Annotated in this window: 14 protein-coding genes and 2 pseudogenes; 6 read left to right on the top strand and 10 right to left on the bottom strand. The window is 35.6% G+C overall.

What is annotated here, in order from left to right; all coding sequences use genetic code 11:
• Positions 1-3: 3 nt before the first annotated feature.
• Entirely contained in the window at positions 4-1,218 is a 1,215-nt protein-coding gene (locus tag AC0VXV_RS06605) for an ABC transporter permease (RefSeq protein WP_475530837.1), read from the bottom strand.
• Between the two features lie 11 nt (positions 1,219-1,229).
• Positions 1,230-2,345, bottom strand: a complete 1,116-nt coding sequence (locus tag AC0VXV_RS06600; RefSeq protein WP_475530836.1) for an ABC transporter — start codon at positions 2,343-2,345, stop codon at positions 1,230-1,232.
• 376 nt (positions 2,346-2,721) lie between these two features.
• Between AC0VXV_RS06600 and AC0VXV_RS06595 the strand changes: the two genes are divergently transcribed.
• Complete coding sequence (locus AC0VXV_RS06595; RefSeq protein WP_475530835.1) at positions 2,722-2,898, top strand: Spo0E family sporulation regulatory protein-aspartic acid phosphatase; 177 nt, start codon at positions 2,722-2,724, stop codon at positions 2,896-2,898.
• Positions 2,899-3,086: 188 nt separating this feature from the next.
• Here AC0VXV_RS06595 and AC0VXV_RS06590 read toward each other — a convergent pair whose 3' ends face one another.
• From AC0VXV_RS06590 to AC0VXV_RS06575, 4 genes are all read right to left on the bottom strand, one after another.
• Positions 3,087-3,497: a VOC family protein gene (locus AC0VXV_RS06590; protein ID WP_475530834.1), complete on the bottom strand. Its 411-nt coding sequence runs from the start codon at positions 3,495-3,497 to the stop codon at positions 3,087-3,089.
• A 273-nt stretch (positions 3,498-3,770) separates the two neighbouring features.
• Complete coding sequence (locus AC0VXV_RS06585; protein WP_475530833.1) at positions 3,771-4,106, bottom strand: PP2C family protein-serine/threonine phosphatase; 336 nt, start codon at positions 4,104-4,106, stop codon at positions 3,771-3,773.
• Positions 4,069-4,422 carry a DUF4260 domain-containing protein gene (locus AC0VXV_RS06580; protein ID WP_475530832.1) on the bottom strand — a complete coding sequence of 118 codons (354 nt, stop codon included), beginning with the start codon at positions 4,420-4,422 and terminating at the stop codon, positions 4,069-4,071. The genes AC0VXV_RS06585 and AC0VXV_RS06580 overlap by 38 nt, the downstream gene beginning before the upstream one ends.
• Positions 4,409-4,849, bottom strand: coding sequence for a MerR family transcriptional regulator (locus tag AC0VXV_RS06575; RefSeq protein WP_475530831.1), 441 nt, complete (start codon positions 4,847-4,849; stop codon positions 4,409-4,411). Before AC0VXV_RS06575 ends, AC0VXV_RS06580 begins: the two co-directional genes overlap by 14 nt.
• 366 nt (positions 4,850-5,215) lie before the next feature.
• On the opposite strand from AC0VXV_RS06575, the gene AC0VXV_RS06570 reads away from it, so the two are divergent.
• Positions 5,216-5,452, top strand: a complete 237-nt coding sequence (locus AC0VXV_RS06570) for an IS3 family transposase (protein ID WP_475530830.1) — start codon at positions 5,216-5,218, stop codon at positions 5,450-5,452.
• 150 nt (positions 5,453-5,602) lie between these two features.
• On the opposite strand, the gene AC0VXV_RS06565 is transcribed toward AC0VXV_RS06570, so the two are convergent.
• Positions 5,603-6,265 carry a DUF2306 domain-containing protein gene (locus AC0VXV_RS06565; protein WP_475530829.1) on the bottom strand — a complete coding sequence of 221 codons (663 nt, stop codon included), beginning with the start codon at positions 6,263-6,265 and terminating at the stop codon, positions 5,603-5,605.
• A 380-nt stretch (positions 6,266-6,645) separates the two neighbouring features.
• Between AC0VXV_RS06565 and AC0VXV_RS06560 the strand changes: the two are divergent.
• Positions 6,646-7,754 (top strand): annotated as a pseudogene (locus tag AC0VXV_RS06560) (IS110 family RNA-guided transposase).
• Positions 7,755-8,025: 271 nt separating this feature from the next.
• Here AC0VXV_RS06560 and thrS read toward each other — a convergent pair.
• Positions 8,026-9,945: a threonine--tRNA ligase gene (thrS, locus tag AC0VXV_RS06555; protein ID WP_475530828.1), complete on the bottom strand. Its 1,920-nt coding sequence runs from the start codon at positions 9,943-9,945 to the stop codon at positions 8,026-8,028.
• Between the two features lie 610 nt (positions 9,946-10,555).
• On the opposite strand from thrS, the gene AC0VXV_RS06550 reads away from it, so the two are divergent.
• From AC0VXV_RS06550 to AC0VXV_RS06540, 3 genes and pseudogenes are all read left to right on the top strand, one after another.
• Positions 10,556-11,116 (top strand): transposase, encoded by a 561-nt coding sequence (locus tag AC0VXV_RS06550; RefSeq protein ID WP_475530827.1) that lies wholly within the window; start codon positions 10,556-10,558, stop codon positions 11,114-11,116.
• Positions 11,077-11,943: pseudogene (locus tag AC0VXV_RS06545) on the top strand (IS3 family transposase); the annotation flags it as partial. The gene AC0VXV_RS06550 and the pseudogene AC0VXV_RS06545, both read left to right, overlap by 40 nt.
• A gap of 164 nt (positions 11,944-12,107) precedes the next feature.
• A complete protein-coding gene (locus AC0VXV_RS06540) occupies positions 12,108-12,521 on the top strand; it encodes a hypothetical protein (protein WP_475530826.1) in 414 nt (137 codons plus the stop codon).
• A 198-nt stretch (positions 12,522-12,719) separates the two neighbouring features.
• Here AC0VXV_RS06540 and AC0VXV_RS06535 read toward each other — a convergent pair whose 3' ends face one another.
• Together AC0VXV_RS06535 and AC0VXV_RS06530 are read right to left on the bottom strand one after the other, a co-directional pair.
• A complete protein-coding gene (locus AC0VXV_RS06535; protein WP_475530825.1) occupies positions 12,720-13,877 on the bottom strand; it encodes a phage terminase large subunit family protein in 1,158 nt (385 codons plus the stop codon).
• Positions 13,843-14,430 (bottom strand): hypothetical protein, encoded by a 588-nt coding sequence (locus AC0VXV_RS06530; RefSeq protein ID WP_475530824.1) that lies wholly within the window; start codon positions 14,428-14,430, stop codon positions 13,843-13,845. The genes AC0VXV_RS06535 and AC0VXV_RS06530 overlap by 35 nt, the downstream gene beginning before the upstream one ends.
• Between the last annotated feature and the right edge of the window lie 42 nt (positions 14,431-14,472).

Genomic DNA, 14,472 nt, shown 5'->3' with positions numbered 1-14,472 from the left:
CCCCTATTTTATAAGCTTGAAACGTTTAATAAGTGAAATGAGCAGCGTAATCACTAATAGTCCGCCCGCGCATATTGTTAATAACAGCAGACCGTATTGATAATCTACATTCTCACTTCCTAAATAATAGTTCTGATAACTAGACACAACTTTTCCGACATGGATATACGTTGTAGGAACTTTTTCCACTTCCCAAAAATACCCGATACCGCGGTTCATATAAAACTTTTCGCCAAAAATGACTAATAGTCCGACTGCCAAATTCACCATTTCTTGTCGGAACAGTACACTGCTTAAAATAACAACATTGATAATGACAATGAACCATAAAATCAGCAACGATAAAGAGCGGCCCAAAAACATGCCCAATGTCATCATATTTGCTAAACCCTCATTCCCCCATTGCAAGAAATTAAAAGCATACTCGGGTGATGGCAGTTTAAGATGGCCGAAACCTGATTGAGCTCCGATTATCATAAAACCAATAAGTAAAGGAACGAATAAAGTGGTACTGCCGATAAAAGCAACTCCTATTTTCACGAGCAGCTTCTTCCAGTCAGCAATCGGAAAACCTTTCAGCACAGAAGGGTGACGACGATCCTTCGTCACAATATCGATTGCCAGTAATAAGGTACAAATAATTAATATTAAAGGAAGCGGTCCTTTCAGAAGTCGCTCAAACGTCTGCAATGCCGTACGCTGTTCAAAAACACCAATCGACAACTCGTAATTCGCCTCATTAAAAGCACCGTACCGGTAATGTTGATCCATCGCATTTAAAGCACCTTCAACATTTGCAAATTCCCTATCTGCCACATAATACCGGTCATTATAGAAAAGGTGTTCATTATAAAAAGTCAAATAGTTCATTTGAACATACCAGGCGCTTGTTACTTCCGCATACTTTTTCAGATCATTTGCATCAAGGGCTTCCATTCTTGCCTTATCCAGCGGGTTGATATCAGCAAAATCATAATATGCTCTAACTGATGTCGGATGTATTTCCCTTAAATCCCTCTTACTCAAATCATCAATAAATTCCTGACGCGTTAAATAGCGGGCTTCAATTTCCTCCCGATCGACCTTTTCAATCGGATCATAGGCAGGTGCAATCTTAAACGCATAAAATATTGCAGCAAATGCCAAGAGAAAATAGATCGCCAAGTTTTTCTTATTCGTAAAAAACTGTTTCAGTTCAAATTTAAAATATCCGTACATTTCTTTCCCCCCTAGGCCCTTTTAATTTTTCCTGTAGAGAAGAATGTTTTAATGACGAATAACATGATTAAAATACTAATACTCATAACCAGTAACCCGATATTCATCGTTACATCCACAGGACGCACTAAATCCAACGGCATTCCATTTAAAATTTCATTGAAGTTCATGAAATGGAACGGATTGTACGGAAGCACACTAATAATTGAAGGGAAAATAATAGGTAAAAAGAATAGAATAAAATGTACAAACAATGTCAAATACATATTTTTCAGCAGTACATTTAAAATAATCGATAAGAGCATAACAAAAATCGATATGACGAGCATGTAGACAATACACAGCACAATATATTGCACACTTGAAATTAATGCCGGCTCCCCTAAATAAACAGCCACTTTTTCGGAACTATCTCCTAACCCATTGAATAACAATGGTGCCGCACTGATAAAGATGAGCACAATAAATGCGACAACATACAAAAAGGCGATGATACATTTGGATATCACATATTGGTCAAATCGGACCGGGTAACCTTTAATAATGCTTGAATGCTCAAAATCATCCAATAAAATCGAACTCGTATAAAAACTCATAAATATGTACCAGCCAACACCTACTAAACTAAAGAAATACAACAAAAACGGTATGTAATGAGATATATCGCTAATCGTATTTTTGCCCGATTCGTACATCGTTTTAAAATATAAGTAATTCAATGAATTTTGAAACTTGGTAGGCAGCAAATCCTTCACTTTTTCGTAATCTTCCATATCAAAAGCTTGTTGCCGCAACTCAGCAATACGATAGGAAGCCTCATAATACATCGGATAATTTTCTACAGTTAATGAGGCAATTTGTAAAGCGACAGCACTTTTCTGCTGTGTCAGATTTTTAAATAAATCACTGCCATCCCCGTCCCTTGAGGCATCCTGAACTTGGAACTTGGATAATACAGCACGCGAACTGTAGTAGTCGCCCTTTTTTTCATTGAGCTGATCCCCTATTGACTGCGCCTTAATAAAAAACATACATCCGAACACAATGACGATCACTGCGAGTAACGCAATAATATTTTTTCGGTTCGAGCGTTCGATTAGTAATCCAACTTTTAATGCCTGCAACATATATAATCCCCTCCCCCTTCTATATATCGACATTGAAAACGGTTACAAACCTAAATTTCGATTTATCGGGTACTTTATTAGAATAATCTATCAATTAATAATTTACAAACTAAAAGGTAAATTTTCAAAAAACAGGAAAACATCCCCTCTAAATCAACACCTTATTTCACCTATTTCGTTTCATAATTGAAGTCAATATGAGATGAAATTATTTTTGTATAATACACCTATTTTTTACAAATTTATGAACTTTATATTTCTACCACGATTCGACACTTTATTATTTTTTAATAAGTTACGATGAATTAGCGCTGTTATATTTAACACGAAAATAATAAAACATCGTAATACTTCAGAAAGGAATATAAATTTAGCAATGAGATTTTTATTTTTCAAAAAAATATTTAGGCTAAGATTGAGAATAAGAATTGAATCTAAAAGAAAAGACATGTACAAAAAAGCAAATGATCTAGGATTCACACACCCTGAAGTAGTATATTGCAGCCAAGAATTAGATGAATTACTTAATAAGTATTCGGATACTGCTGCATAAAATAGAGAGAATACATAAATAATGTTGTTCAGGTTCGTAACATGGACCTGCCATATTTATGTTTTATTAATGAAAAGCGTTGGAGCATACAGCCCCAACGCTTTCTTTTTAATGCATTTTTAGTTATCACGTCCTCGCTTCGTAATGATAGAGCAGCTTTTGTACCTATATATATTGTTTATCAGATATTAAATACCCTCTGTGTTCATCAATACTATACGCCAGCCATCCGGGTCCGCAATCGTCACACCTTTTTCATCCCAATATGGATTTTCAGGAGGAACCTCGGGGTATCCCATACTAGCAAGTCGAGACTTTACTGCTTGAATTTGTTCGACATCAGGCATATAAAATACGAGCAAATTATCTTCCGTTGGTGCAGGACATGGACTTCCGTCAATATGTTCAGTAAATTCCAGATGATATGATGCATCCGGTAAGCCAATCATAATACCAGTGTATCCACGATGCCCTTTAAAGCCGCCAAGTTTTTTAAGTCCAAGACCTTCACAATAAAAACGTTCAATCTGTTCTATTTGATCAGTTGGCCGTGCGATGCGAAATTGTGCTACATGCAATGTTTCTGTCCATTGTTTCATTTACATCCCCTCCTTACCTCATTTTAGAGAGAAAAGGAGAAAAAAACTCTACAACATTCGGATGAAATACGATCTTAAACATTGTATAACGGAAAAAAACGTTGGAGCATATAGCCCCAACGCTTTCCTCTTAGTACTTTTTCACATATTGGTCGCTATAAAACATGTAGCTATATAGTTTAGCTGGCAATAAATGCACTTCATAATCTACTACACACGCCAGCCAATAAGGGTGCCAAGCCTATTCCAGTTCTTTAACTGTTAATACTTCAATCAAGCCTTCAATATAATAATCGTTTGGTCATCATGCACTTTCCATGGTCTGAGTTGATTCATTTCCTCAAATACTTGTTGAGCAAGGGGTTCGGCAGCTTGAGAATAATCACTCTTCATAACCGCTTCCCGCAGTAAAGTTGTACCATCTGGAGTATTTTCGTTTTTACACTCTGTGACACCATCTGTATAAAGTATAATTAAATCGCCTTGGTTGAGTACGACACTGTGGCTCATATAAACGCTGTCCGCAAAAATGCCCAGTGCGGGGTTATTCGTATGCAGCTCTACAAAGTAATCAATCGATTTTCTGTAGATGTGTGTTTTTAAAAGCATCGTTATACTTTAGTCCATAGCCTATTGATCGGTCCATATAAATATGAGCAAGCCATATAATGACAATCATCAGCAAGCTGGAGGAATTTGTTAGAAACGCTACTATGAAAAGAATGAATGGGAAAATTAAACTATGCCCGAGATTATAAAAAATAGACCCTATTTTAGTGTTAATGAGATAACCTAACATTGTTATATCAGGGACTAATAGAAGTAAAATAAATAGCAGTATTGAATACTCTAGTTGTATGTAAAGTAAAAGACAGATAATAAATCCGATTGCGTACTCGAAATATATATATTTACGAAGGGACATATTCGTTAATTCCTCCTTCCAATTTTTGATACATTTCTTCTACTAAAAGCTCCATTTTCTCTTTATTTTCGATATATTTCCTTTCTTCCATTAAACCCGATACTGTTTGTAATGCTTGAACAGCTGTCTTGAAATATTCAATTCTGCTTTCTAGATAAGAGATTTTACTTTGAAATAATGTTACTGATTCTCCATTACATTCATTAGAAGGTACTCTATTGTCTAACAGTAATAACATTTTAATTTCATGCAATGAAAAATTTAATTGTTTGAGAACAATTATAAATTTAATATTTCTTTCACATGTTTCATCATAAAATCGATAGCCATTATTTCGTCGATTAGGTAAAATCATACCTTCTTTTTCATAATAACGGATAGTATCAGTCGTTAGCTTATACTTTGAAGCAAACTCTTTAATGTACACCACTACATCCCTCCTAAGAACATCCTATCATTGGAGTACACTCCAAGGTCAAGCCCATTAAAACTAATCGCCTTTTTTGTTAAAGCGTTACTAAACAATCCCTATAATTGAATAAAGCACTTTTCTTATCAAGTATCTGTTAAGAAAACGAAGCGGTTTTATTCTGTTCAATTTAAATTAGATGTATTAAGCTATATGAAACGAACAGGTGCTAAGTCCAATAATGGACTTATATAATGGTGAAATTATTGGGTTTAGTATGTCAAAACGACCAAGCCTAGATTTTGTTTTAGAATCACTTAAACAAGTACTTCCAATCATTCAAAAGCGTGCTGAATATCGGTCAACTATTCACTCAGATCAAGGATGGCATTATCACATAATACATGGGTGAGAACATTAAGGCAGAACAGGATTTTTCAAAGCATGTCTCGTAAAGCAACATGCGCAGACAATGCGGCCATGGAGAACTTCTTTAGCTTATTAAAACAGGAAATGTATTATGGAGAACAATTAATCTCTTACGAAACATTACAAAAGAAAATAAAAGAGTATATCAATTATTATAATCATGTGCGTAAAAACAAAAATTGGCCGGCATGAGTCCAGTAAATTACCGAAAACATGCCAGCCAATTAGCTGCATAATAAAAACTCTAACTTTAAGGGGTCACTACCGAAAAGCGCCCGATTGTGGAAGAAAGGAAATTTGTAAATAGAACTAAACCACAGCAAGTTTGGCCATCTAGTCAGATTATTGTTTATTACCTACTTCTTGAAAATCGATTTTTTTACTGAAAATTTTATCAGATTTGTTTACATAAAACTCCGCTATGAGAAGGTTTGGTACCCAACATAACCACGATATAATTATATAACTTGTTTCATAGTTTTCAATGCCGGCTATAAGAATGAAAATTAGTAACCAAATCCTCAAAGTTACCGCTGCAAAAGTTAACGAATAGTTTCGAATCATCCACTTACGATGAGATTGTACTTGCCGTTGTCTAATTTTAAAGAGAGCAACCCCTGCTGTTACGATCCAAAAAATAGATAAAATACCAAAACCTAAAGTAGACATAATTCCACCTGTTGCTTCAAAAGCTAAGTAAAGACCAGTAAGACCGCCAAATAATATACAAAAGTAATAAACTTTTCCTATTTGTTTATGTCTTTCTCGATTTTTATTTCTTATTTTACGGGAAAGGAGAAAGGGACCAATTGCTAACGCTATCAGACTTGTTAATGCATGGATGTACACCATTATATACCATAGATGATTTAACACTTCTCCGAATCTTATTTTTGACATCACAAACCCTGACTTATTTGCACCTAAGATAAAATACTGTACAAAAGCATATCCGGATATACTTATAGCTAAAATTGTGCCAATTAACCAAATCATTTTCTTCAACTCAAACCTCTCCTTTTTGAACAACAAGCCCCCTATATTCTAACATATATATCCAAATATTATGTTTAGTTTTATTCAATAATATGGCCCTATAATGGAAAAACGCGATCTTTTTATTGAAGAATCGCGCCCTATCGTATTATTAGGTCAGCCAGATTTCTGGTTGACCATTTTTTATATCGATATATGATAACGGTAGCCGGGGTAGAACGTTCGCGCCCGTGGGGCTAAGAACCCGTCCGCAAAACAGTTCGCCCACTACTTGTAAAAACATGTTTGAGGCTGGTTGGGACATTGATCTCGTATAATAAGCGAAGCTATGACACTACAAAGAGGATTTAGGGGTAACCGGCAATTATCATTTTGAAGGAGGAATTATAATGAATCCAGTCATCGGTCTGGATGTAGCTAAAGGTGAAAGTCAGGTTCAAGCATACTTGGAAAGAAAGAGGCCCTACAAGAAAAGTTTCAAAGTAAAACATGATCTAGGCTATTTAATCATTATCGTAAACCCACTCATTTCTTATAAAGCAAAGAGTTCTAGTTTACGAAAGGTAAAAACAGATATCATTGATACAATCATCTCTGCGAGCTTTATTATAAGGAGGATTTAGAGCCTTATAAAAAGCGTGGTATCCAACTTGCGAACTTACGTCATCTTACGAGACAGCACGATAATATTACAGGCATGTTTGTACAAACTAAACTACAATTCCAGACAGTTTTAGATCAAGTTTTCCCTGAATATAGTAATGTTTTTGGAGACTTATATTCGGATGTATCTTTAAAAATACTACAGGCATTTCCTACTTCAGAAGACATATGGAAAGCCACTAATGAAGTATTAACAACTAAAATAAAAGAATTCTGTAATTCTCGTTCTCTACACTGGGCAAATCGACAAGCCGACAAGCTAATGACTGCAGCAGCTCAAAACCCTTTTCAGAAGGCTTTATATTCTAGTCTTTCCCTAAGCTTAGATATGTATATTAATATGCTCTTTGAATACAAAAAACATCTATCCCTACGTGAAAATGAGATAGATGCTTTAGCAAAAAGTATTGAAGAATCGAAGATTATACGAACAATTCCCGGTATCGGAGAAAAAATCGCTGCCACGATTGTATCTGAAATTCGGGAAATTGAAAGGTATAATCATCCTAAAAAACTAGTCGCATTTGCCGGTCTTGATCCAAGTGTCTTTGAATCTGGCACATTCAAAGGTACTTATAACCGAATAACCAAAAGAGGATCCAGCAGACTCCGGCAAGCTTTGTATATGGCTGTTAAATGTGCGATTCGTGACTGTCGAAAACAGAAAACAACGGATGAAATCCTGCCCCGGAATAAGAAATTACGGGCGTTCTATGATAAAAAACGTGAAGAAGGAAAACCGTTTAAAGTAGCTGTAATAGCTTGTGCAAACAAACTCTTACATTGGATTTATGCACTTTTAAAAAGTAAAACTTCTTTCCAAGACTTAGCTTGATATAACAATTTAACCAAACACACCTGTACTTTCCAAATGAGATATTTGGACGGTTATTTGGTATGCGCAAATTTAGTATAACATGATATTTTTATTATTTTTAATATAAATTATTGACAACTATTAGCTGGTTTTGTTGAAGATTGTTTTTCAATTATAACTCCTATAATTAACGTTATAATCGAATTTAAAGTTAAGGCACTAAACGAAACGAATACGTTTGTGCCTTTTTATTTCTATGTGAGTAAGGACTATTCTAAAACATTAAAATTTACAGAGGTAATTTTTTATCGCGTAGTTCTTTTTGAATCTGTTCAATAAAAACATCAATAGATATTGTATTCAATCCATCCTGTTTATACGCTCTTACAGTGACAGTTTCATTTTGTTGTTCTTGATCACCTAATACAAGGATATACGGTATTTTTTGCATTTGAGCATCTCGAATTTTTCGACCTAGCTTTTCGTTACGTTTATCAATAGCTACTCGAATATTTGCTTGACGCAAATGTGCTGTAACTTTTTCTACATATGCAGTATGAGTGTCAGACACACCAATCACCTTTACTTGTTGTGGTGCTATCCATAATGGGAATGCACCGCCAAAATGTTCGATTAAAATGCCTAAGAAGCGATCTATAGAACCGAATACAGCTCGATGAATGACAACTGGACGCACTTTCTCATTGTCTTCATTCACATATGTTAAATCAAACTTCTCTGGTAGTTGAAAATCTAACTGTACCGTTGCACATTGATGGCTACGTTTGATGGCATCTCGAATATGAATATCGATCTTCGGTCCGTAAAATGCACCGTCTCCCTCATTAATTTTATATGGAATGCCGAGTCGGTTTAAAACATTTTCAAGTGCTTTTTCAGCTTGATTCCATAAGTCAAGTTCTCCCATATAATCTTCAGGACGTGTGGATAACTCCACTTCATATTCAAAACCGAATACTTTATATACGTGATCAATAATCTGTAATGCGAGTGCAATTTCGTCTTCTATTTGTTTCGGTGTGACGAAAATATGTGCATCATCCTGACAGAATGTTCGTACGCGCAGTAGCCCATTTAATGCACCACTAAATTCATGTCGATGCACTTGACCAAACTCTGCCATACGAATCGGTAAATCTCGATATGAATGTAAATCATTATTATAAATCAGCATATGTCCAGGACAGTTCATCGGTTTTAAAGCGAACTTTTGCTCATCCACTTGTGTGAAGTACATATTTTCTTTGTAGTGCTGCCAGTGTCCTGATTGTTCCCAAAGACGTTGATTCATCATTAATGGTGTACGTACTTCTTTGTAATCGTAAGTTGCTTGCAAATTGCGTAAAAAACTCTCTAGTTCATTGCGAATAATTTGACCATTCGCTAAATAAAACGGCATCCCTGGTGCCTCTTCTGAAAACATAAATAATTCTAATTCTTTTCCAAGCTTACGGTGATTACGATTATCAGCTTCTTCAAGGAATACGAAATAATCCTCCATATCCTCTTTCGTTGCAAAGGCTACCCCATAAATGCGTTGCAACATTTGATTATTGTTATCGCCACGCCAATACGCACCTGCAATATTCATCAACTTAAAGTGCTGCAAACTATTTGTCGATGGCACGTGTGGCCCTCTACATAAATCAACAAACTCTCCTTGCTCATAAATTGTGATCACTTCATCTTCGGGAATCGCTTCAAGCAGTTCCAACTTTAGATGATCACGTGCAAAAATAACCATTGCTTCTTCTCTCGATATTTCTCTACGAATTACTGAATGATTTTCACTCACAATTTTTTTCATCTCACGCTCAATTACTTGTAAATCCTCCGGCACGAGTGTATGACTCATTTCGATATCATAATAAAAACCACTTTCAATAACAGGTCCAATGCCGTATTTTGCATCTGGATATAAACGTTTCACAGCTTGGGCTAACAAATGTGCTGTTGAGTGACGAAGTACCCCTAAGCCTTCCTTTGATGAAGCATCATACAGCGAAATTTCAGCGTCCACGTGAATTGGTCGTGTCAAATCGGTTGTCGTAGTATTTACACTTCCCACAATTGATTTTTTCGCTAAGCTCGGACTAATTGACTTGGCAATTTCGGTTAGCGTAACACCTTTGGCAAAGCGTTTTTGCTCGCCATTTGGAAATTGAATTGTTACTTCTTGATTTGACATACTACCTCTCCTTTTCATAATTTGGTAAATAAAAAAGCATATATTCATCCGCAAAGGGACGAATATATGCTTGCATACCCGTGGTTCCACCCAAATTCCTACTGTCTGAAATACTTACAGTAGCTCATTGATACAGATAACGCCTGTACACGTTACTAGTTTCCTAGCACAGCTCCAAGGGAGTAAAACGAATTATCCAATCAGGAAACTTTCAGCCGGTGATTTCCCTCTCTTTTGACCTTCACTAGAACGATTCATATCCTCTTCATTGCTTTTTAAAATTGAAATTAAAATGTAATATAATATATTACCAAATTAATGTCAATACTCAGTCTCCAATAATTAATATGATAAATACCCCATATTTGTTACTGATATTGGATTTATCATTACATAAATTTTCTTAAATATATATAGAAATTCTTTTCTTATTCAAGAAAAGCGCCCGATTGTGGAGAATAAGGGGTCTTCATATTCATGTGGTATACTACCTTACATAAAAAGAAGCACCAAATACGATTCTGATTACGGGACTAGACTGTAATTATGTTCCCAAAGGTTCTGCACCCCAAAAGTTAGAGTGAAAAACTAACCTTTGGGGTGATTTTTTATGACTAAATTTAATGAAGAATTTAAATTGATGGTGGTTCAAGAATATTTAAGTGGCTCACTAGGGTATCGAGCGATCGCGAAGAAATATGAAGTCGGTGCTACACCGTTAAGGAAATGGGTACGTGCTTATAAAGAGTTTGGATATAACGGCTTATTAGTTAAGAAAACGATGCAGTTTTATTCTGTTCAATTTAAATTAGATGTATTAAACTTTATGAAACGAACAGGTGCTTCCCATCAAGATACTGCAATTCACTTTAACTTGAATGATCCAACTTTAGTTGCCAGTTGGTATCATCGGTTTTTAAAAGAAGGGATAGAGGGCCTGCAAAGAAAATTAAAGGGGCGCCCGTCTATGTCTAAAAAACAAAAGTCAACAGCGAATAACCAAGAAAAAACAATGTCACGTGAGGAGCAGCTAGAACGCGAAAATGAACTGCTTCGTTTAGAGGTGGCGTATTTAAAAAAGTTGAAGGCTTTTCCAGAGAATCCAGATGCCTTCCTCGAAAAGCACAAGCAGCCATCGCATTCGAACTTAAACAAGAAGGATTTCGATTAAAAGATATTTTAAAACAAGTGGATATTCCTGAAGCAACGTATCATTATCATATCAAACTGATGAGGCAAGAAGATCCAGATTTAGAGTGGAAAGTCTTGATTTTAGAGACTTTCGAAAAACATGAAGGTCGATATGGCTACCGCCGAATTCATGCGGAATTAAGAGTGCAAGGACATACAATTAATCATAAAAAGGTACAACGAATTATGAAAAACCTAGGGTTAAAATGTGTGAAATTCGTACGTAAATCACGCTATAAATCATATAAAGGAACAGTTGGGGAAGTCGCTAAAAACCTTTTGAATCGTAGATTCAGAACGTCATATGCCCTTCAAAAATTGGTGACTGATGTAACTGAATTTAAATGTACAGATGATGGAAAATTATATTTAAGTCCGATCATGGATTTATATAATGGAGAGATTATTGGGTTTAGTATGTCAAAACGGCCGAGCCTAGATTTTGTGTTAGATTCACTTAGACAAGCACTTCCAATTATTCAAAAGCGTGCAGTATATAGGACAACAATTCATTCCGATCATGGATGGCACTATCAACATAATACATGGGTGAGAACATTAAGACAGAACAGGATTTTTCAAAGCATGTCTCGTAAAGCAACATGCGCCGACAATGCGGCCATGGAGAACTTCTTTAGCTTACTAAAACAGGAAATGTATTATGGAGAACAAATCATCTCTTATGAAGCATTACAAAAGAAAATAAATGAGTATATCCATTATTATAATAATGTTCGTATTAAACAAAAACTGGCCGGCATGAGTCCGGTAAATTACCGAAAACATGCCAGCCAATTAGTTGCATAATAAAAACTCTAACTTTAAGGGGTCACTACCGTTTAAAGAAGGTAGTAAACGCACAGTAGATGATGTCTTGCATTATCATATAACTCCAAATATTAAAGAACATCATGTAATCTAATCTATCCAACTGATCCGAAATGGGAAACAATTAAGTAGGAGTGAAACCTATGAAGCATTATAATACTGAAGTAGAAGAGAATTGTTCGAAAGAAGCTTTCCAAAAAATTATTGAACAACTTTTGCCAAAAAAGAAAGTAATATATACAATAATCCCGGAATATTACAAAGAGTTTCTTTTGGAGATTTATTCGAATTTCGTTGAAATTAAGAACATTGTTGATGATAAGTATTCTTTTCCAAAGAGTGAGGGCATATTAGGATATATTAATGATGATGAGTTGCAATTTGTATTTGAATTTTATGAGAGAGCAAATGTTATTCCTTTTGTTATTGCTTCTAGAAATGTTACCTTTGAAGAGGACATTGAGTTAGATAGTTTTTATAGTTACTTTGAGGAAAATAATATACCTCATATTACTGTAGGCCATGATCAAGAGTATATAACATATTACAGTGATTGAGTTAAATAATTTAAATAAGTATTTTGTATTGAAAGAGTAGCAACAATTGCTACTCTTTTTTAATTATTTTTAAAAATAGCGAACGATTATCTTAGAGAAGTTTACATCAATTTGAAAAGAAGACCTTTGCTATAACAATGGTCTTCCTTATATGTCTTGTATGGGGGCAGTACCATAGAAAATTTTATAGTTAATACCCTAAGAAACATCATTAATTGCCCATCCAACAACTTCAACCTCTAAGCTGTCATCTTGAACATCGACACCAGCTGTTAATACTAATGCTTCTTTTGGAATGTCACAGTTATAGTGAATACGGCGAGAAATTAATTTCTCATGGTCTTGGTCATTTGTTTTGTCCTCCCACGATTCACCTAAAGTAGTATTCACCCAGGTTTTTAAATTCTCTGTACCTTTACGCTTAGCAGACTTAAATTCCTCGATGATTCTTGACCACTTTTCCCAAGGTGAGGCTAAAGCGTTTAAATGAAAGCCGCGCTTCGTTGCTTCGGGATTTCTAGCAATCCATTGTCCTGGACGTGATTTCCACTCGACTTCTGCATGCTGTTCTTTACAATGAACACATTCCATAGCAACTGCATCAAACCGTATTTGTGGCCAACTATAAGGCTGTAATTTACCACAACTTGGACATGAGACGCTCCACTGCTCTTTCGTACTCTCCTCATACTCCATTTCAATACGAGATGCCCCCTTAATTGTAGGTGTAGAAACCCTAATCCATTTGTAGTTCCAAAAGGTCTTCGTTCGCTTCTGTGCTAGAGATAATGGGTCTCCTTTGGTACCTGCAGAGGATGGGAACCTGTCAACTTCATCCGCTAATACAATCCTTACTGGACGTGATGCTAAACTCGCTGGAGAATTGGCACCAACTAATGTTAAATGACCGCCGGCAAATTTCTTTTGTAGCAACGTATTATTGCCATCCTTTGTTTTCGGACTATTTACCTTTTTAGTTAATGTCGGTGTATCACGTATCATTGGTGCAATTCGGTCTTTCGAATATGCTTCAGCCATTTCCAACGTTGGCTGCATTAAAAGCATTGGAGAAGGATCATAATCAATGTAGTAACCAATGATGTTATTTATAAGCTCTGATTTACCAACCTGAGCAGAAGACATAACAACAATTTCATCTGTATCAGGGTCACTGATTGAGTCCATAATTTCTCGTTTATATGGTGCACGATCTGTATTCCATTTCCCTGGCTCTGCTGATGAATCTTTTGAAAGTACACGATGAGAATCTGCCCATTGTGAAACGGTTAATTTTGGTGGAGGAGCAACAACCCCAGCAACTTTACGAAACAGGTTCAACGTCTGTTTCTGTACCATCGTCCTCACCTACCATATCCATATCTAAATCTTCAACGTCATCCTCTTCAAAGAATAAGGAAGGCTCGTAATCAGCTAGTTCAGCTAATGCTTCATATATATCGCGTTCAAGAAGTGCTTCAATTTCTTTTGGATCATCTTTACTAGCTAAAAGCAAAGCAGTTTTTGAAGGGAGCGAAAGCATCTTAGAACGAAACGAGGTAAGCATATGATTTAGAACTTTCTCTACCTCATCTGCTTTGTGCATTTCTTTCTTTAAATGTGATAACTCAATTTCTGCTTTTTCACGCTTAGCTTTTTCATGCAGCCATTTTTCGTATTCAAGAGATTCCTGAACCTTCGACTCATCTAATCCATCGTTGGACATTTTTAAAAATGTGATGTATCTGCTTACAGTATCGATTAGATCGTAACGTCCATGATTTACACGAGCGATAATTCCTTCTTCAACTAAATAGCGAACATTTCGCTCCGTCATATTGAACATTTTGGCGAGTGCTTTTGTGTTTACTATGGTTCTATCATCTAATTTTGTTTTTCCAGTACTCGACATTTGCACACCTCATTTCTCAAATATAACTTTATTTTTGCTAGC

The sequence above is a fragment of the Solibacillus sp. iso_87 genome, assembly GCF_056173085.1.
The sequence above is the reverse complement of the archived record's forward strand: the minus strand, read 5'-3'. Positions and strand labels throughout refer to the sequence as shown.